We start from the raw sequence: 18441 nt of genomic DNA, 5'->3' as shown, positions 1-18441 counted from the left end.
GACGCTAGTCTGGATTCATGAAGACCAGTCTGGATATTCCCGACGACGAGTTGGCGGATGTCATGCGCTTCACGAAGGCGCCCACCAAGCGGGAGGCCATCGTGACGGCGATCGCCGAGTTCAACGCGCGGCGCCGCATGGCCGAGCTGGTCAAGCACGCCGGCACCTGCGCCGACCTGATCGGCACCACCGAGTTGCAGGCGTTGCGGCGTCAGGCCTGACGTGGTCCTCATCGACACGTCGGCCTGGATCCACTTCCTCCGCCCGGACGGCGACCCCGGCGTCCGGCGGGAGGTCGAGGCCGCGCTGCGCGCCGGCGACGCCAGGTGGTGCCCGCCGGTGCGGCTCGAGCTGTGGAATGGCGCCGGCGGCGACCGCGAGAAGGCGCTGTTGCGCGAGTTCGAGCGGGTCGTGCCCGAACTGCCGGTCACAGCTGACGTGTGGGACCACGTGTACTCGCTGGCGCGCTCCTGCCGCACGACTGGCGTGAGCGTGCCGGCCGTCGACCTGCTGGTCATGGCGTGCGCGCATCATCACGCCGCCGACCTGCTGCACGCCGACGCGGACTTCGACCAGATCGTCGATCTGCCGTCGGGCGAGACGCGTCCGGCGCGGCGGGGCAAGCGCCCCTGACGGCCCCCCTGGCGGGCGCACCTGCCGCGCCCGTCGTCCTTCCCCTTCGCCCTTCCTCCTTACCTCCCTTCCGCCTTCCGCCTTCCGCCTTCCGCCTTCCCAAGCCCCAAGCCCCAAGCCCCAAGCCCCAAGCCCCAGCCCCGAGCCCCGAGCCCCAAGCCCCAAGCCCCAAGCCCCAAGCCCCGAGCCCCCAGCCCCCAGCCCCCAGCCCCCAGCCCCCTGAATTCGTGCATTCGCCGCATTCCCGGCATTCGGCCTTACACTGAACCTTCACCGCTTGCCGCTGCCCGCGTCGAGGTAGGAACCATGACTCTCCGCGTTGCGCCGATTGTGGCGTGTGCCGTGCTGTGCCTGTCGTCGTCCGTGTCCGCCCAGATCATGAGCGGCATGCGGAACCAACCCACGTCGCGCGACCTGCCGACGATGCCGCTCGACACGAACGTGGGGACCGATGCGCGGCCGACCTTCCGCATGAAGGTGACCCGCGTCGAGGTCAGCGCGCTGGTGGTGGACGCCGAGGGCAAGCCGGTGCGCGACCTGCGCGCCGACGAGGTGGAGATCTACGACGGCGGCCGGAAGCAGGACCTGCAGTCGTTCGTCGCCTACACGTACCACGGCGGATCCATCCCCCTCGATACGGTCGACTCGCCGAGTGACCCCAACGCGGCCACGGCGCTCGTCACCAACGCCTGGAGTTCCTCGTCGCGGGTCATCGGGATCCTGATCGACGACCTGCACATCGACGCGCGCCGCACCCAGAAGGCCCGTGAGGCGGCGCGGTACCTCGTGGCCAACCTGGCGCCATCGGACCTCCTGTTCGTCGGCCTGACGAGTGCGCCGACGATGTCCACGGCGGGGTTCGTGCGCGACCGGCGCCGCGCGTTGGAGATCATCGACTCGTTCGGTGGGCTGCGCTTGCCCGACCCCACGCTGGAGATGCGGCAGACGCCGCAGACCTACTCGAACCCGCTCCTGAACGGCACGCGCACGCCGGGTCTCGCGGCCTCGGAGCAGCAGCGGGCCATGCGTCTCGAGGACACCTACGACGCCATCGGTCGCATCGCGGCGGCGGTGCGCGACGTGAGCGGCAGGCGCAAGTCGCTGGTCTTCCTCACCGAGGGGTCTTCGGTGGGTGGCGCGATCACCACCTCGGGCGCGCTCAGTGCCGACACGACTGGCGCCATGCTCGACGCACTGGCGGAAGCCTCCGTTGCCGACCTCGCCGTCTACCCGATGAACCCCGCGGGACTCGACCTGCCAACCGACCGGATGATCGAGGGATTCACGCGCCAGGTCGACGTCGGCAGCGAGGCCGGCACGCGCGGGTTCGGCGGCCGCGAGATTGCGCACGAGGACCTGAGTAACGTGCTCACGCAGTTCATCCAGGCCAAGAACCAGCTGCGCGACCTCGCGGCGCTCACCGGTGGCGTGTCGCTGGTGGACACCAACGATCTCGGTGGAGCCGTCGACCGCGTGCTTCGCGATGCCAGCGACTACTACGTGGTGAGCTACGAGCCCGACAAGGAAGTGAAGGGCAGCAAGATCCGCCCGATCGAGGTGCGCGTCAAGCGGCCTGGCGTGAAGGTGTACACGCGCAAGGGCTACATGCCGCCGCCTGCCAACCCCGACACCCTCAAGGTGCCGGGCAGCCTGTCGGCCAACATGCGGACGCTGCTCTCGGGCATCGTGCCCATCGACGCCCTGCCCATGGTGGTGCAGATGATTGCCATCGGCGAACACAAGGGCAAGACGCGCTACGCGGTCGTCACGGAGACGGCCGGGGGACCGCTGGTCGAGGGCATCGAGGGCGACCGCGTGTCGATCGAGCAGGCCATCCTCAGCATCGACGACAACGGCAAGATCGCCAACGCGACGCAGAAGAAGGCGGAGCTGAAGGTGGGGCCGCAGCAGGTCGAGATGCTCGGGGCACTCGGTTTGCGCACCATCTGGTGCATCGACCTCGCGCCGGGGATTCATCAGGTGCGCGTGGCCACCGTCGACCAGCGCTCGGGGCGTGGCGGGTCGATGTACCTCGACATCGCCGTCGAGGCCGGCGCGCCGGCCAATGCGGCCGCCCTCATGGCGCTCAACCAGTCGCCCAAGCCGACCGCGTTCGTCGATCCCGAGGCGAAGAAGGTCATGACGCCGTAGGCACCGCGTACCGGGTTCCGGGTACGGGGTTCCGGGTACGGGGTACGGTAGGGCCGGCTCTCCGAGCCGGCCGATTCGCGGCAGTCGGCAGCGCGGAGCAGGAGTCGGGAATCGAGCGCATGGCACTCCGGACCGGGCGGTGGGCACCTCACATCGCCCTCGTGGGCACTGCCGTGGCGGCCTTGTCGCTGAGCACGTCCGCACAGCAACCCGCGCCGCAGGAGCGGCCGACGTTTCGCGGCGGCATCTCGCTGGTCGAAGTCTCGGCTGTCGTCACCGGCGACGACGAGCAGGTGGTCGTCGGGCTCACGAAGGACGACTTCGAGGTGCTCGAGGACGGCGAGCGCCGGCCCATCGCCTCGTTGCGGTTCCTCGATGCGACGCGCGCCGGCGCGCCACCTGCGGCCACCGCGCCGCTCCCTCGGGGCACCCGGCTCGATGAGGTGGTGACCAACCGCGACCTCGCAGACGCACCGGCGTTCGTGCTGCTCCTCGACGACCTCAACATCAGCGCCTACGACTCGCACCGCGCCATTCGCGCGGGCCTCGGCGTGCTCGGCGCGATGCCGCCGGACGCGCTCGTCAGCGTCGTCAACACGAGCGGCGAGGGTGGCGCGCTCGTCACCCTCGGACGGCCGAATCAGGGGCACGTCGAGCGCGTCCAGGCCTTCCGCGGGCAACTGGTGATGGTCGGCGCGGAACTGGCCAACCCGATGGGCATTGCCACGACGCCGAGCTCGGTGGATGCGCCGTGCGGTGTCGGGTCGGAGGTGGTGAACTCGCCCGATTGCGCCGACCCGACGCGCGCGGCTCGTCGGGCCCGCGCCCTGCAGGCCGTCGGCGAGTTGTTCTCGCGTACCGGGTCCCGCCGCAAGGTCCTCGTGTGGGTCGTGACCGACATGGGCGTCTCGCCACTCGACCCGCAGGGCAACCAGCAGGCGCAGTTTGCCGGTCTCCAGCGCCTGCTGGGCGGCGACGTCACCGTCTATGCCATCGACCCGCAGGAGAACGCGGTGAGCATCCCCGGACCGAATGGCGGCATGGGCCGGCCGGATCGCCGAACCGGAGGCCGCGTGCGGATGGGCACGGGCGCCACGACGTTCCAGGGGCCAGGCGGATCCATGATGACGCTCGGCACCGACGACATGGTCCGTGTGCCGCTCACGCAGATCGCCCGCGACACCGGCGGCCGCTGGATCCAGAACGCCAACAACGTCGAGAAGCTCGCGGCCGAGGTCGTGCGGCAGAACCTCGCGTCGTACGTCCTCGCCTACGAGTCGGTGGCGTCGGCCATCGAGGGACGCCACCGCATCGAGGTGAAGGTGAAGCGCCGAGGTGCGAAGGTGTCGTCGCGCCGCGCCTTCATCGTCGGTCCCCCCAGCGCGGCGCCGGCCGCGCCGCCCGCATCGACCGATGTCGCGACGGCGCGCCTGCGCGAGGTGATCCAGGGTGGGGTGCCGTTCGGCACCCTCGCGCTGCGCGCGCACGTGGCACCGCAGTTCGCGACCGATGGACCGGCCCGAGCGCTGGTGACGGTGCGTGTAGAGCCCGACACTGCCGTCGATGCCGAGTCGATCGACCTGCTCGTGCTGGCCGCCGATGACACGGGGAAGGTGGGTAGTGTCGAGCGCTTCGCGATGCGTCGCCCGTCGACCGCCGACGCGTGGGAAGGCAGCATCACGCTGACACTGGAGCCGGGGCAGTACCAGCTCCGCGTGGCGGCGTCGACGCCCGACGGCCAGCGCACCGGCCTGCTCCTGCACCCGATCGACATGCGGACGCCGTCTGGCGCTCTCGTGCTCGGTGTGCCCACGTTGCTCGGCGAAGACGCCGACGGTGTGCGTCCGACGCTGGCGCGCGCGTTCCCGCCGGGGCATCCGCTCGCGTACCAGGTCGAAGTCGCTGGCGACGCGGTGCGCGAGGCGCGCGCGGCGGTTCGTGCACGCCTGCTCGACGCGACGGGGAAGGACGTGCGCGAAGTCGTGGCACAGACGGAGCTCAGTGGCCCGTCGCGCCTGCGCGCCACGGGTGTGCTCACCACCGACGGCATCCCGGCTGGCGCGTACACCCTCCTCGTCGAAGCCGTCGACGGCGAGAAGGGCCGCACGAGCGCGCATGCGATCCCGGTGCGGCTCGAGGTGGGGGCCGTCGGCGTGCCGTCGGCCTCGCGCGTGGTCAGTTCGGCCAGCGAGGAGCCCGCCTCGGCCCCGGTCGGCGAGGCAGGCACCGCGGCACCGTCGGCCACCACACCTCCCGCGCCGCGGACACTGACGCCGCTCTCGGTGGCGACCGGGCCGCTCGCGCGCACGGCGCGTCGAGGGCCCCTGGTGATCAGGACCGAGGCCGAGTGGATGACGTTCTGGCGAACGCTGCCGACGCGTCAGGCGGCGCCGAACATCGATTTCGACCGGGTCACGCTGCTCGCCGTGGTGGCGGAGGATGGGCCGCCCGTCACGCCGCGCATCACGCGCGTCACCACCGAGCCGGGCGGCATCGTGGTGGAGTGGACGGCCACGCCCCTTGCCGAGGTGCCTGCCTCGGCCGAGCCCCCACGCCCGTTCGTCGTGGTGGGGCTGACCGACGTCGCCGGCAGCGTCAGGTTCGTGCGGGTGCCGTAAGGGCCGTCAGGCGCTCCGCGTCGCATCACTGACCGTCGACCTGAAGGTCGACGGCCACGAACCCTCGATTCTCGACGGCCACGAAACATCAGTTCGTGGCGGTCGCACTTCAGTGCGACCGTTCGTCCCGCACGACCCTACCGAGCCCAGTGGACCGACGTCGTCTGGCCGTTGGCGGCCATGTTGCCGCCGATGGCCCGCAGCGTGAGGTCCACGCCCTCGGGCGTCCACACGCTCTCGATCCAGCCGGTGGGCTCGCTGTCGTTGAAGTTGTAGGCGACGGCTGGGAGGTTGATGAGCTGGATCTTCTCGCGCTCGATCACTTCGTACTTGTGCGAGTGGCCGTACATGATGGCCTTGACGTGCGTGTGCGGGCGCAGCACCTCGAAGAGCTTCTCGGCATCGACGAGTTCGCCGTCGTTGGCGCCGAGCGTGTGGTGCACCACGATCACCGTGGGCGTCGTCGACGCGGCCAGTTGCGTGCCGAGCCACGCGCGCTGGGCGGAGCCGAGCTGTCCGGGCGTCACGTCGGGCGCCAGCAGCGAGTCGAGCAGCACGAACCGCAGGCCGCCGGCCTCGTTGGTCGTGGCGTACTTGTTCTGCACGGCCGCCGCGGGCACCGTCGCCCCGAAGGCCTGCAGGAAGTTCGCGCGGTGATCGTGGTTGCCGAGCACCATGCCCGTCTTCAGCGTGCTCGTCAGCGGGGCCAGCAGATCCTTGAGCCGCGCGTAGTCCTCGGGCAGGCCCTTGAGGCGCGCGAGGTCGCCGCCGAGGATCAGGCCGTCGACCTTGGCCGCGCTGACCTGCGGCACCACCTTCGTGAGGTTCTCGACCGGCGAGAAGCCCCGATAGCGCTCGGCGGGATCGGCCGGGATGTGCGTGTCCGACAGCAGCGCGAGGCGCAGCGGACGCGCCGCGCCGCCCTGCGAGCCGCTGGACGCGGCGGGGAAGGTGAGGCTGGCGGCCGCCGCGCCGGCGGTGGCGGCGAGGAACTGGCGGCGGGACGAGGGCGACGAAAGCAACGGCATGCGGCGTTTATACGCCACCCGCGTGACGATTCGCCAACGCGCCCGCAACGTGCCCGGTCCTCGGCCGGGCTCTACCCTGCGGCCTCCAGCCGTGCCTCGCGGCCGGAGCCGAATCGCTCCAGTTCGGCCACCAGTGCCGCGTAGGTGATCGGCTTGGTCACGTACCCGTCCATGCCCGCGGCAAGGCATCGCTCCCGGTCGCCCGTCATGGCGTGCGCGGTCATTGCCAGGATGGGCAACCGGCTGCCCGTCCCGCGCTCGCGTTCGCGGAGGCTGTGGGTGGCTTCGAACCCGTTCATCTCGGGCATCTGGACGTCCATCAGCACGACATCGAAGGTCTCTCGGGCGACCGCGTCCACGGCCTCGCGCCCGTTGTTGGCGACGGTGACGTGATGGCCCCGCTTGCGGAGCATCGCGCAGGCCACACGCTGGTTCACCTGGTTGTCCTCGGCCAGCAGCACGCGCAACACCTGCGCGGCTGTCGGTGTCACGGCGTCCGCTGCGAGGTGTGCCTCGACGGCCACGCCGCCAAGCACCTCGCTCATCGCGGCCGCCAACGCCGCCGGGCGCACGGGCTTGGTCAGGTGACGCGCCACGCCCAGCGCTTCTCCACGGGCCAGGTCTCCGACCTCGATGTCGGACGTCAGCATGAGGACGGCCGGCCGGCGGGGAAGGGCGCGGACGCGCTCGATCAGCGCGAAGCCGTCCTCGCCCGGCATGTGCCGGTCGACGATCAGGAGGTCGAACGGCGGGTCGCTCTCGGTGGTGTCGAGCAGGCGCATCGCCGTGGCGCCGTCCGGGGCGGTGGCCACCGCGACACGCCAGGAGCCCAACAGCTCGGCGAGAATCTCGCGGTTCACGTCGTGGTCGTCCACCACCAGCACCCGCCGGCCGCCGAGCGGCGCGAGCACCCGCGCAGGCGCCGCGGCCTCGGCCTCCTGCAGCGGCAGGGTGAAGGCAAAGACGCTGCCGCGGTCAGGCGCGCTCTCCACGGTCAGCGATCCGCCCATCATCTTCACCAGCCGCAGCGAGATGGAGAGGCCCAGCCCGGTGCCGCCGTACCTGCGGGTCGTGGAGCCGTCGGCCTGCGTGAAGGCCTCGAAGATCGACTGCTGCTTTTCGGGCGGAATGCCGATGCCCGTGTCGCGCACGGAGAAGAGGACCGCCCGCGCCGCGCCGTCACGGGCAGACGCGCCGGCCGCCGCCGGTGTCACCTCCACCGTGACCGCGCCGTCGTGTGTGAACTTGATGGCGTTGCCGACGAGGTTCAGCAGCACCTGCCGCAGTCGATCGCCGTCGCCCATGAGCGCGACAGGGACCGCGGGCGCGACGCGCCAGGTGAGCTCCAGCCCCTTGCCGTGCGCCTGTACAGCAAGGGCCTGAAGGGCCTCGCCCACGATTTCGCGCGGATCGAACGGCGCCCGCACCAACTCGAGCTTGCCCGCCTCGATCTTCGAGAAGTCGAGCACGTCATTGATGACGTGCAACAACGCGTCGGCCGAACTGCGCACCGTCTCGACGTACTGCCGCTGGTCTCCATCGAGACGCGTGCCGAGGAGGATTTCGGTCATCCCCAGCACGCCGTTCATCGGTGTCCGGATCTCGTGGCTCATGTTGGCCACGAACTCGCTCTTGGCACGACTGGCGGCCTCGGCGGCGTCCTTGGCGTCCTGCAACTCGCGGGTCTGCGCCCGGACACGCGCATGCAGCAGGATGATCCAGGCGCTGGCCAGCAGCGCCACCACGCTGGTCATCGCCAGCGTCAGGAGGACGGCGCGCAGCGTGAGCCACGGGGGCGAGGTCAGCAGCAGGAGGTCGTCGGCGTTGCTGACCAGCACCTCGGCCTTCCGCGCCGTCGTCCCACCATCGCGGGGCGTCAGGAGCCTGCACACGCCAACGACCCTGATCCGGCTGCCGATGCGCCAGGGCGCCTGCCGGGCTCCGGCGCCGACATCCAGCATCGCGGAGAACACCTCACCGCCATCCTCGAGCAACAACTGGATCCCATCGGGCATCGACACGCGCTCGACGAGCCGCCCCTCCACCTGCACCCGCTGGCTGTCGACCACGTCCTCGCGCACGCGCACGGCGTCCAGTACGGCCGGTGTCGGCAGGGCGGCCCGCCCGGCCACCCGCAGCACGGCATCCTCCAGGATCGGGCTCACCGCACCCCGTCCGACGAAGCCGAGGGCATCCACCAGGTCGCCGGGGGCCACCCCGTGCCGCTCCGAGGTCTGTACCTCGACGCCACCCACGGCATCGCTCACGTACACGGTCGTGCCGTTGGCGTGCGTCACGACGCCCCTGATGCGGATGCGATGACCGAGTCGCTCGGGGGCAACGAGCCGCTGCAGGGTATCGGTGGCGCGTACCGGCGACGCGAAGGGGGAACTCGGCGCCGCGGTGTGCACGCGCACGCGGTCCAGGCTGGGCACGAGCAACTGGATGCCCGTCAGTTGTCCCCGCGTGTTGAAGATGGCGCCGGCGACCGCGTCCACCTGCACGTGCGCGTCCACCAACTCTGCAGGCGCGGCGCCCGTGAACGACGGCACCTGGACCTCCAGGCGGGTTCCGTCGACGACCATCGTCATCTGCAGGTGCTGCTGCCGATCCGCCCGCACGCGCCGGACGATGCCGGCGACCCGAATCCACTGCGAATCCAGCAGTCCTGCCGCCAGGTGCGGCATGGCTGGCTGCACCGGCGGCGGCCATGAGGCGCTGCCGATCCGGGTCACGGATTCTGCGATGACCGAGGGTGCGAAATCGCCCGGGCTGCTCGTGCCGCGCAGCACGACGGCATCGCCCGCCCCCACGCCGGGGTCCCGTCCCTGCAGGTCGACGAAGATCCCGGCGGTGTGGTCCTGGAGGAAGAGCAGTCGCCACGCCGGGTCGTAGTAGGTCACCACGCCGCGCAAGGTGACCGGACGGCCGAGCAGGGCCGAGGCGTGCGACTCGCTGCGCAACGTCGCAGCGTCGCGGTATTCGGGGGCCTGCGGGTGTGCGGTGTCGGAGGCGAGCGTCTGGGCACGGCTGCGCTGCAGATCGGGGATGCCTTCCACGAGCAGTTCCGACGCGCCGCGCGTGCGAGCGTCGCGGGTCTACCGGAATGGCACCCCGACCACAGTGACGGCCTGATGGAGAAATGGCCCGGCGTCGGAGGCCGACCCCTGACGCAGCCACGCGACGATGCGGCGGTCGGCGGTGACGATGTCCAGCCTGAGCCGGGCCTGTTCGATCCGGGCGGCATCGATGACCCCGGAGACCCGCACGCGCCGCCCGTCGAATCGGCCCTCGGCGACCGCGCTGCCGGACACGGTCGGCGCCTCCGACAGTTCGGCGTCCCTCGCAGCGAGCAAGCGCTCGGCGACCAGCACGGGATGGCCGTCGACCAGGCGCACGGATCCCGCGAGGCGCAGCACCGACCCGGGACGGAAATGAGGCTCGGCGACGCCCGGTTGCACGTGGATGACGCCGGTGCTGTCGGCCAGCAGGTAGAGCTGCCACGTCGGGTCGGCGTACGTCACGACGCCCTCGACCTCGAGCGCGCGTCCGCTGCGGGCCGCGGCGATGCCGGTGTCGGTCGCCGGGGCGTCCCCGGGCGGCGCGCCACAGCGCGCCGCCAGAATGGCGACCAAGACGACCAAGGGAGGGGGCCAGCGCCGGGACGACCGCACGAGGTTTGCCTTACCCCGGTAATTCGGCGCCGGGCGGGCAAACCTTAGTTGGTCGTCGGCGCCGGACCGGCGCCGGGGCGCCTACCTCGACGCCGACGAGGTCGGCTTGCTGATCTTCGGCAGCGCCCAGGGGCCGCGATACGTCGGCATGAGCAGCTTCTGCGCCTCGGGATCGCCGATGAACTGCTCCTTGTCGGCATCCCACTGCACGCGCCGGTTCAGGCGGAACGCGACGTTGGCCAGGTGGCAGGCAATCATCGAGTTGTGACCGACCTCGACGTCGGAGCGCGGCGCCTTGCGCGTGTCCATGCAGTCGAGGAAGTCCTGCACGTGCTTGAGGTGCGAGTCCTCGCCGCCCGTGCCCTTCCGCGGCTCGCCGGTCATGCGGTACGACTTCTTGCCCTTGACGGTCTCGGTCTCCGGCAGCACTTCCCAGCCGCCGCGGTCGACGACCAGCACGCCGTTGTTGCCGTGGAAGGCCACGCCGTGGTCACGCATGTACGGGCCCTGTCCGATCGACGTCGCGTGCTCCCACATCATCGAGAAGCCGTCGCATTCCCAGAGCGCCTGCTGCGTGTCGGGCGTCTCCTCGGCATCGTCCGGGAACCCGAACTTGCCGCCCACCGACACCGCGGACTTCGGCGCCTTCACGCCCATGCCCCAGTTGGCGATGTCGATCATGTGGGCGCCCCAGTCGGTCATCAGGCCGCCCGAGTAGTCGTAGTACCAGCGGAAGTTGAAGTGGAAGCGGTTCTCGTTGAACGGCCGCAGCTTGGCGGGGCCGAGCCACATGTCGTAGTCGACCTCGGACGGCGCGGGGCCGTCGGGCTTGACCGGGATGTTGCCCATCCAGTCCTGGTAGGCCCAGGTCTTCACGACGCGGATCTTGCCGAGCGCGCCGCTCTTCACGTACTCGACGGCATCGGTGAAGTGTTTCGCGCTGCGCTGCTGCGTGCCCATCTGCACGACCCGGCCGTAGGTGCGCGCGGCGTCGACCATCACGCGGCCCTCGCCGATGGTCAGCGCCAGCGGCTTCTCGACGTACACGTCCTTGCCGGCCTGGCAGGCCAGCACCGTCGGCAGCGCGTGCCAGTGGTCGGGCGTGGCCACGATGACGGCGTCGATGTCCTTCCGGTCGAGCACCTTGCGGAAGTCGCGCGTGGTGAACTCGGCGGTCTGGCTGAACTGCTTGCTCATCGAGGCCGCGGTCTTGGTGACCTGGCGGTCGTCGGCGTCACACAGGGCGACGAGCTGTGCCCCGGCCTTGAGCATGTCGCGCAGGTCACTGTTGCCCATGCCGCCGCACCCGATGAGCGCCACGCGCACGCGCCGGTTCGCGCCCGCGACGCGATCCTGCGATGCCGCCGAGAGCACGGACGAGCCGGCCGAGGCGGCGCCGAGGGTGGCAGCCGCGCCGGCCGCCGATTGGGTGAGGAAACGTCGCCGCGAGGGTTGGCGGGTCATGGCACTCTCCGTGAGCGTCGTACGGTGAAGACGACTGGCCCGACGGTGTCGGCGGGCAACAGGCGGAGGGCGCCGGCACGGGAGTCGGAAGACGGGCACAGCATACTCTGGGAGGGTGATGCAGGGCGAGACGATGGTCCGGTTGGCGGTGTTCGTGGGTGTCCTGGGGGCGCTGGCCGTGGCGGAAACGCTTCGCCCCCGTCGGGCCCGGGCGCTCCGGCGCGTGGAGCGCTGGCCGCACAACCTGGGCCTGGTGGCCGCGGGCGCCGTGGCCATGCGCGTGGTGGCCCCGGCCGGCGCCGTGGCCGCGGCGATGCTTGCCGCTCGGCAGGGGTGGGGGCTGCTCCATGCGGTCGATGCCGCGCCGGTCGTCGCGTGGGGGACGGCCGTGCTCGTGCTCGACCTCGCCATCTGGGCCCAGCACGTCGCGATGCACAAGGTGGACGTGTTGTGGCGCCTGCACCGGGTGCATCACGCCGACGTCGACGTGGACGTGACGACAGGGGTGCGCTTCCACCCGATCGAGTACCTGCTGTCGCTGGGCTGGAAGGCCGCGGTGATCGTCGCGCTCGGTGCGCCGGCCGGCGCGGTGGTGCTCTTCGAGGTGCTGCTCAACGCGACGTCGATGTTCAACCACGCGAACCTGCGACTGTCGCCGACGGCCGACCGCGTCACGCGGTGGCTTCTCGTGACGCCCGACATGCACCGCGTGCACCACTCGGTCGATCGCGCTGAGGCCGATACCAACTACGGCTTCAACCTGCCATGGTGGGACCGCCTGTTCGGCACCTACCGTGCGCAGCCCCTTCATCCGCACGAGACGATGACGCTGGGTGTCTCGCGGTTCCGCAGCGCGAAGGACCAGCGGGTGGACCGGCTCCTGACGCAGCCGTTCCGACGAGGGTAGGGACACGCTGACGTCCGAGGACGTGGCGATGGACGCGTCGGATCAGCCGGGGTGTAGGATCGACCCGCATGCGTCAGAGGATCACATCCCGGATGACAGCGTTTGCGGTCCTGCTGCTGGTGGCCGCGACCTGCCTGCTCTTCCCATCGCTGGCGATGGCCCAGAATCCGCACATGGTCGTCTATCAGGGCGACAAGGGGCCGGGGGTCGGCAAGCATATCGTGTGGTTGGCGGGCGACCACGAGTACCGCGGGGAGGAGTCGCTGCCGGCGCTGGCGCGGATCATGGCGCGGCATTACGGCTTCAAGTGCAGCGTGTTCTTCACGACCGACCCGAAGACCGGGTTCATCGAGCCGGGCAGCTCGAACATCTCGGGGCTCGAGGCGCTGAAGACGGCCGATCTCCTCGTCCTCTTCCTGCGCTTCCAGGACTTTCCCGACGATCAGATGCAACACATCGTCGACTACCTGGATCGCGGCGGGCCGGTCGTCGGGTACCGCACCTCGACGCATGCGTTTCAGATCAAGCGACCGGACGCGAAGTTTCTGAAGTACACCTGGAACAACGGCGCGAAGGACCCCGCCGCCGACTTCCCGGGCGGTTTCGGCCGCCAGATTCTCGGGGAGACGTGGGTGTCGCACTACGGTCGCAACCACACGCAGAGCTCACGCCTGGTTCTGCAGCCCGACCAGATGAGTCATCCCATCCTGCGCGGCGTCAAGGACGTCTGGGTCCAGTCCGGCGGCTACACGGCGGATCCCATCGCCGGCAGCACCGTCCTGGCGGTCGGTCAGATCCTGAACGGAATGACCGCCGACGCTCCTCCTGCAGAAGACAAAAAACAGGTGCCCGTCGCCTGGTACCGGACGTACGAGCAGACGCCCGGCAAGCCCGGCCGCGTCTTCACGACGACCCACGGTGCGTCAGAGGATCTCCTCAACGACGGCTTCCGGCGGATGGCGGTCAACGCGACGCTCTGGGCTGCGGGGCTCGATGCGGCAATCCGTCCGGACGGCAACATCAGTTTCGTTGGTCCATTCCGCCCGACGACGTTTGCCTTCGACGGCCATGTCAAGGGGATGAAGCCGTCCGACATGGCGGGCTGGGACACGGCGATTCCGAAGGCCAGCCCGAAGTAGCGGTACGACACGACCCACGCCCAGCCGCTCGAGGCCGCGAGGTGTCGCCGTCCACCCGATGCGGAGAGGCATCGGGATTGTTCCCGAGGGGCCGCTATCGAAGGCCGTAGGCGCGCGCCGCGTTGCCGCCCCAGAACGCCGACTGCTCGGCCTGCGACCACGTAGCGGTAATCGCCTCGAGCGTACGGACCCAGTCGATGTACTCGGTGCGGAGGCGCACGACCGGCCAGTCGCTGCCAAACATCAGGCGGGCCGGTCCGAAGGCTTCGAGCGCGAGGTCGAGGTACGGGCCAATCAGGGCCGGCGACCACGAGGCGTCGCGCACCTCGGTGACGACCCCCGACAGCTTGCACACGACGTGCGGTCGCTTGGCGATCTCGCGGAAGTCCCGTGCCCAGGTCTCGTCGAACCGTCCCGACGCGATCGCGGGTTTCGCGATGTGGTCCAGCACGAACGGCTGCGACGGGTGGCGATCCACGAACACGATGGCGGCCGGTAGCTGCGGGGCGTAGACGAGCACGTCGTAGACGAGGCGGTGGGCCCGCAGGCGCTCGATGCCCCGGTTGAACGCCGGCCGCGCGAGGAACCCGGGATCGGACTCGCCCTGCACGACGTGCCGCACGCCGACGAACCGCGGACGGGCGGCGTACCGTTCCAGCACCGCGTTCACATCGTCGGCCTGCAGGTCGACCCAGCCCACCACGCCGGCGATGCGTCCCTTCGACGCCTCGGCCTGCGCGAGCAGGAAGTCGTTCTCGGCGAGCGACTGCCGCGCCTGCACGGCGACGGCCGCGTCGATGCGCGCCGCGTCGAGCTCGCGCGCGAGGTCCGCGTGCAGGTAGTCGCGGCGGAGGGCGGTCGCCGACGCGCCGATCCACCCGTACTCGACCGGGTCGTACTGCCAGAGGTGCTGGTGGGAATCGATTCTGTTCACAGGTGGCTCAGGGCTCAGGGCTCAAGGAACAGGCTCACGGCTCAAGGCTCCTGGCTCAAACAGCACGGGCTCGGGGCTCGAAAAGCACAGGCTCGGGGCCGACGGGTCGGGACTCGAGTTCCTCGGGATCGTTCAGGATGCTCTCTGAGCCTTGAGCCCTGAGCCTTGAGCCATAGGCGTCAACTGAACATCGTCCTCGCCACGAACCAGACGTTGGCGGGGCGTTCGGCGAGGCGGCGCATGTACCAGGGAAACCAGTAGTCGCCGTAGCTGATGAGCACGCGGAGCTGGTAGCCGTCGCGCGCGAGCTGCAACTGCACGCTGCGCTGGATGCCGTAGAGCAGCGCGAACTCGTAGCCGTCGCGCGGCACGCCGGTGGCCTGCGCGTGCTGCTGGATGGCCGCGATGATCGACGTGTCGTGCGTGCCGAACACGGCGCGGAACCCCTTCGCGCGGGCCTCGGCGCCGATCATCGTCTTCGCGAGCGACAGGTAGCTTGCGTCGACGTCGGCCTTCTTCGGGAAGGCGACGCTTTCCGGTTCCTTGTAGGCGCCCTTCACCAGCCGCACGGCGCCGCCGGCGGCGACGATGGCCTGCAGGTCCTTCTCGGTGCGGTACAGGTACGACTGAAGGCAGACGCCGACGTTGCGGTGCTCGGCCAGCACCGCGTGATACAGCTCCAGCGTGGCATCGACATACGGGTGCTGCTCCATGTCGATGTAGAGGATGGAGCCCGCCTCGGCCGCGCGCGCAGCGAGCCGGCGGACATGATCCCGGCAGCGCGCCTTGTCCATGTCGAGCCCGAGCTGCGTGAGCTTGACCGAGATCTGCGTGTCGAGGTGGCGCTGTGCGATCTGGCCGTACGCGTCCACGTAGTGATCGGTGACCGCGTCGGCCTCGGCCATCTCGGTGACGTTCTCGCCGAGGCGCGTGAAGACCGTCGCAATGCGGTCCTGCTGCGCCAGCACCTGCGCGGCGCCGAGGGCGTCCTCGAGTTGCTCACCGGGCATGAAGCGCTTCACGGCCTTCCGGAAGACCGGCAGCTTGGTCGCGTTGGTCCGCATCCAGCGGTTCTCGGAGGCGGCGAGCAGAATGCTGCGCACGGGGTGCATCGACAATGTCCTCCATCAGGCTGCTCGACGACCAGCAGCCTGAACTCGGAATTCAGAATTCAGAATGAAGGGCACATCGCCCGGGCCAAGCTGGCCTTCATTCTGAACTCTGAATTGTGAATTGCAGGGCGGGGTGAACCAGCGCCCTGCCTGCTACCAGACGCCCTTGATCATGCCGCCGTCGATCTGCAGGAAGGCGCCGGTGGTGTAGGCCGACGCATCCGACAGCAGGAACGCCGCCGCCTTGCCGAACTCGTCTGGCGCGCCATAGCGACCGAGCGGGATGCTGGCCTCCATGCGGCGACGCTGCTCCGGCAGGTCGATGTTGGACGCCTTGGCGCGGCCCTCGTCGAGCTCGCGCACGCGGTCGGTGTCGATGCGGCCGGGCACGAGGTTGTTGACGCGGATCTTCTGCGGCGCGAGCTCGTTGGACAGGGTCTTCACGAGCGCGGCCACGCTGGCGCGCACGACGTTCGAGAGCGCGAGGTTCGGAATCGGCTCGAGCACCGCCGACGACGTGGTCATCAGGATGCTGCCGCCACCGCGCGCCGCCATCACGGGGACCGCGAGGCGCACCATCCGCACCGCGCTGAGCAGCAACAGGTCGACCGCGCCCTGCCACGCCGCGTCGTCGAATGACAAGGACGGGCCCGGGGGCGGACCGCCCGTGTTCACGAAGAGCAGGTCCACCCCGCCGAAGCGCTCCATCGTTGCGTCGTGCCACGTGGTGATGTCGGCTGCCGTGCGGAGGTCGCCGGGCACCGCCAGCACCTGCGCGCCAGGCGTCGCCGCGCGAAGGGCCTCTGCTGCCGCGTCGATGCGCGCCGCGTCGCGCGAGGCAATCGACACCTGCGCGCCTTCGGCCACCAGCGCCTTCGCCACGGCGAATCCGAGCCCGCGGCTCGCGCCGCCGACCATCGCCACCTTGCCCGTCAGGCCGAGATCCATGCGAGTCCTTCCTGTGCCGCCGTCCAGGCGATCAACTGATCGAGTGCGGCCTTGGTGCCGGCGTCGAGCGTGGCGCCGGGCGCGCGCGTCGCCGCATCGGTGATGAGGCCACGCCGCTTGAGCACTTCCTTCCGCACCGCCATCCCGATGCCTTCCTGGAACTCGAGGCGCATCAGCGGCACGGTCTTGTAGAACAGGTCGGCCGCGCCCGCGTGGTCACCCGCGTGCCACTTGCTGACGATGCCGACGAGGATCTCGGGATAGGCAAAGCCGGTCATGGCGCCGGCAGAGCCCGCCATCAACTCCTCGAGCAGGTAGACGCCGCCGAGCCCGCCGAAGATCGTCAGCGGCACGTCGCCGGCGGCCTCGAGCAGGCGCGCGGTCTTGAGCGGCGTCGGCGGATCCTCGAGCTTGATCGTGCGGGCGGCGGGGATGTCTCGCGCGATCTGCACGAGCAGCGATGCTTCCATCGCGAAGCCCGACACCGGCGGGAAGTCCTGGATGACGATGGGGATCGTGAGGGCGTCCGCGAGGGCGGCAAAGTGCGCCTTGACACTGGCCGAGTTCAGCTTCGGCGCGCGCGGCGGGCTGACCATCACCGCCGTCGCTCCCGCCGTCTGTGCCGCGCGGCTCAGTTCCAGGCAGGTATGCAGGCCTTCCGTGGTGGTGCCGACCACGACCGGCACCCGCCCGTTCACCTGCGTGAGCACCGTGTCGAGCACCAGCGCACGCTCGCGTTCGGTCAACCGGGCCGCCTCACCCAACACACCGAGGGCGGTGAAGCCGGTGACTCCGGCCCCGATGAAATGCTCGACGTAGCGCCGCAGGCTCTCCACGTCCACCTCGCCCCCGTTGCGAAATGGGGTAGCGAGTACCGAGAACACACCCTTCACGATCGGCGTCTCCGAATAGGCGGTCGCGCCCCAATGCGCGAGCGGGATGACGGTATCAGAATACGGGTATCGGGTATCGGGTATCGGGGAGCGGGTATCGGGGAGCGGATCGCCGGAACAGCGAACTGCGCTCCCCGTGACCCGCTTCCCGTAACCCGCCCCCGGCTGTTGTACCCTGCCCCATGTCCATCACCACCACAGACGAGCTCGTCGGGATGCGTCGCGCGGGGCAGGTCGTGGCCAGGGCTCTGGCCGCCATGAAGGAGGCGACGGTCGTCGGGGCGACGCCGGCCGACATCGAGGCGGTGGGAGCCTCCACGCTGCGCGCGCTCGGGGCCCGCGCGGCGCCGATGGTCGTCTACGGGGCGCCCTGCGCGGCGTTCGTGAGCGTGAACGACGCCGTGGTCCACGGGCTGCCCAGCCGCACGCCCCTGCGGGCTGGGGATCTGGTGAAGATCGACGTCACGCCGCTGGTCGACGGCTTCGTCGCCGACGGCGCGATCTCGGTGGCCGTCGAGCCGTCGACCTCACGGGGGCGCCGGCTGGCGCGGTCGGCGGAGCGGGCGCTGATGGCCGCCCTCGCCGAGGTCCGGCCTGGGCTGCCGGTCCACGCGCTCGGTGCGCTGATCGACCGCCATGTCCGGCGCGATGGCTTCTCCGTCATCCGCGACCTCACCGGCCACGGCGTGGGACGCACCATCCACGAGCCGCCCGAGGTGCCCAACTACGATCCCGGTGGCCGGTCGCCGCTGCTGACCGAGGGGCTCGTGATCGCCGTCGAGCCGCTGGTGGCGGAACGCTCGGGCGCCATCCGTCTTGCGTCCGACAAGTGGACCCTCTCCACCCGCGACGGCGGCTGGGCCGCGCACTGGGAACACACCATCATCGTCACCGCCAACGGCGCCGAGATTCTGACGGCGCTCGCTGCGTAACGGGGCCA

15 protein-coding genes are annotated in these 18441 nt (G+C 70.3%); 7 read left to right on the top strand and 8 right to left on the bottom strand.

What is annotated here, in order from left to right; translation table 11 throughout:
- Window positions 1-17 precede the first annotated feature (17 nt).
- The 4 genes from ACIRDX_RS04800 (at window position 18) to ACIRDX_RS04785 (ending at window position 5402) form a co-directional block, all read left to right on the top strand.
- The gene (locus tag ACIRDX_RS04800; protein WP_396624264.1) at window positions 18-221 is read left to right on the top strand and encodes a type II toxin-antitoxin system VapB family antitoxin; all 204 of its coding nucleotides are present in this window, start codon (window positions 18-20) and stop codon (window positions 219-221) included.
- A gap of 1 nt (window position 222) precedes the next feature.
- The gene (locus tag ACIRDX_RS04795; RefSeq protein WP_396624263.1) at window positions 223-633 is read left to right on the top strand and encodes a PIN domain-containing protein; all 411 of its coding nucleotides are present in this window, start codon (window positions 223-225) and stop codon (window positions 631-633) included.
- Window positions 634-939: 306 nt separating this feature from the next.
- Window positions 940-2784 carry a VWA domain-containing protein gene (locus ACIRDX_RS04790; RefSeq protein WP_396624262.1) on the top strand — a complete coding sequence of 615 codons (1845 nt, stop codon included), beginning with the start codon at window positions 940-942 and terminating at the stop codon, window positions 2782-2784.
- Window positions 2785-2903: 119 nt separating this feature from the next.
- Complete coding sequence (locus tag ACIRDX_RS04785) at window positions 2904-5402, top strand: VWA domain-containing protein (RefSeq protein WP_396624261.1); 2499 nt, start codon at window positions 2904-2906, stop codon at window positions 5400-5402.
- Between the two features lie 137 nt (window positions 5403-5539).
- Here ACIRDX_RS04785 and ACIRDX_RS04780 read toward each other — a convergent pair whose 3' ends face one another.
- The 4 genes from ACIRDX_RS04780 to ACIRDX_RS04765 all read right to left on the bottom strand — a co-directional run bounded on the left by ACIRDX_RS04780 (window position 5540) and on the right by ACIRDX_RS04765 (window position 11568).
- Entirely contained in the window at window positions 5540-6430 is an 891-nt protein-coding gene (locus ACIRDX_RS04780; RefSeq protein WP_396624260.1) for a metallophosphoesterase family protein, read from the bottom strand.
- A gap of 71 nt (window positions 6431-6501) precedes the next feature.
- Entirely contained in the window at window positions 6502-9489 is a 2988-nt protein-coding gene (locus ACIRDX_RS04775; RefSeq protein ID WP_396624259.1) for a response regulator, read from the bottom strand.
- Between the two features lie 39 nt (window positions 9490-9528).
- Window positions 9529-10065 (bottom strand): hypothetical protein, encoded by a 537-nt coding sequence (locus ACIRDX_RS04770; protein WP_396624258.1) that lies wholly within the window; start codon window positions 10063-10065, stop codon window positions 9529-9531.
- A gap of 120 nt (window positions 10066-10185) precedes the next feature.
- The gene (locus ACIRDX_RS04765) at window positions 10186-11568 is read right to left on the bottom strand and encodes a Gfo/Idh/MocA family protein (protein WP_396624257.1); all 1383 of its coding nucleotides are present in this window, start codon (window positions 11566-11568) and stop codon (window positions 10186-10188) included.
- A gap of 118 nt (window positions 11569-11686) precedes the next feature.
- Here ACIRDX_RS04765 and ACIRDX_RS04760 point away from each other — a divergent pair, with 118 nt between their 5' ends.
- Together ACIRDX_RS04760 and ACIRDX_RS04755 are read left to right on the top strand one after the other, a co-directional pair.
- Window positions 11687-12475, top strand: coding sequence for a sterol desaturase family protein (locus ACIRDX_RS04760; protein ID WP_396624256.1), 789 nt, complete (start codon window positions 11687-11689; stop codon window positions 12473-12475).
- Between the two features lie 119 nt (window positions 12476-12594).
- Window positions 12595-13614 carry a ThuA domain-containing protein gene (locus ACIRDX_RS04755; RefSeq protein ID WP_396624255.1) on the top strand — a complete coding sequence of 340 codons (1020 nt, stop codon included), beginning with the start codon at window positions 12595-12597 and terminating at the stop codon, window positions 13612-13614.
- 94 nt (window positions 13615-13708) lie between these two features.
- Here ACIRDX_RS04755 and ACIRDX_RS04750 read toward each other — a convergent pair whose 3' ends face one another.
- The 4 genes from ACIRDX_RS04750 to ACIRDX_RS04735 form a co-directional block, all read right to left on the bottom strand.
- Window positions 13709-14548 carry an amidohydrolase family protein gene (locus tag ACIRDX_RS04750; protein ID WP_396624254.1) on the bottom strand — a complete coding sequence of 280 codons (840 nt, stop codon included), beginning with the start codon at window positions 14546-14548 and terminating at the stop codon, window positions 13709-13711.
- A 179-nt stretch (window positions 14549-14727) separates the two neighbouring features.
- Window positions 14728-15651 (bottom strand): proline dehydrogenase family protein, encoded by a 924-nt coding sequence (locus tag ACIRDX_RS04745; RefSeq protein ID WP_396624253.1) that lies wholly within the window; start codon window positions 15649-15651, stop codon window positions 14728-14730.
- A 162-nt stretch (window positions 15652-15813) separates the two neighbouring features.
- On the bottom strand, window positions 15814-16608 hold the full coding sequence (locus ACIRDX_RS04740; RefSeq protein WP_396624252.1) for an SDR family oxidoreductase: 795 nt from the start codon (window positions 16606-16608) through the stop codon (window positions 15814-15816).
- Complete coding sequence (locus tag ACIRDX_RS04735) at window positions 16593-17501, bottom strand: dihydrodipicolinate synthase family protein (RefSeq protein ID WP_396624251.1); 909 nt, start codon at window positions 17499-17501, stop codon at window positions 16593-16595. The genes ACIRDX_RS04740 and ACIRDX_RS04735 overlap by 16 nt, the downstream gene beginning before the upstream one ends.
- Before the next feature lie 182 nt (window positions 17502-17683).
- On the opposite strand from ACIRDX_RS04735, the gene map reads away from it, so the two are divergent.
- On the top strand, window positions 17684-18433 hold the full coding sequence (map, locus tag ACIRDX_RS04730; RefSeq protein ID WP_396624250.1) for a type I methionyl aminopeptidase: 750 nt from the start codon (window positions 17684-17686) through the stop codon (window positions 18431-18433).
- Window positions 18434-18441 lie beyond the last annotated feature (8 nt).

Source organism: Luteitalea sp. (assembly GCF_044337415.1).
In the GTDB taxonomy this organism is placed as follows: domain Bacteria; phylum Acidobacteriota; class Vicinamibacteria; order Vicinamibacterales; family Vicinamibacteraceae; genus Luteitalea.
The sequence above is the reverse complement of the archived record's forward strand: the minus strand, read 5'-3'. Positions and strand labels throughout refer to the sequence as shown.

What these genes read in the sequence shown, in the direction of transcription:
- ACIRDX_RS04800 (WP_396624264.1), top strand. Translation starts at nt 18, where the DNA reads ATGAAGACCAGTCTGGATATTCCCGACGACGAGTTGGCGGATGTCATG.
- ACIRDX_RS04790 (WP_396624262.1), top strand. Translation starts at nt 940, where the DNA reads ATGACTCTCCGCGTTGCGCCGATTGTGGCGTGTGCCGTGCTGTGCCTG.
- ACIRDX_RS04785 (WP_396624261.1), top strand. Translation starts at nt 2,904, where the DNA reads ATGGCACTCCGGACCGGGCGGTGGGCACCTCACATCGCCCTCGTGGGC.
- ACIRDX_RS04780 (WP_396624260.1), bottom strand. Translation starts at nt 6,430, where the DNA reads ATGCCGTTGCTTTCGTCGCCCTCGTCCCGCCGCCAGTTCCTCGCCGCC.
- ACIRDX_RS04765 (WP_396624257.1), bottom strand. Translation starts at nt 11,568, where the DNA reads ATGACCCGCCAACCCTCGCGGCGACGTTTCCTCACCCAATCGGCGGCC.
- ACIRDX_RS04760 (WP_396624256.1), top strand. Translation starts at nt 11,687, where the DNA reads ATGCAGGGCGAGACGATGGTCCGGTTGGCGGTGTTCGTGGGTGTCCTG.
- ACIRDX_RS04740 (WP_396624252.1), bottom strand. Translation starts at nt 16,608, where the DNA reads ATGGATCTCGGCCTGACGGGCAAGGTGGCGATGGTCGGCGGCGCGAGC.
- map (WP_396624250.1), top strand. Translation starts at nt 17,684, where the DNA reads ATGTCCATCACCACCACAGACGAGCTCGTCGGGATGCGTCGCGCGGGG.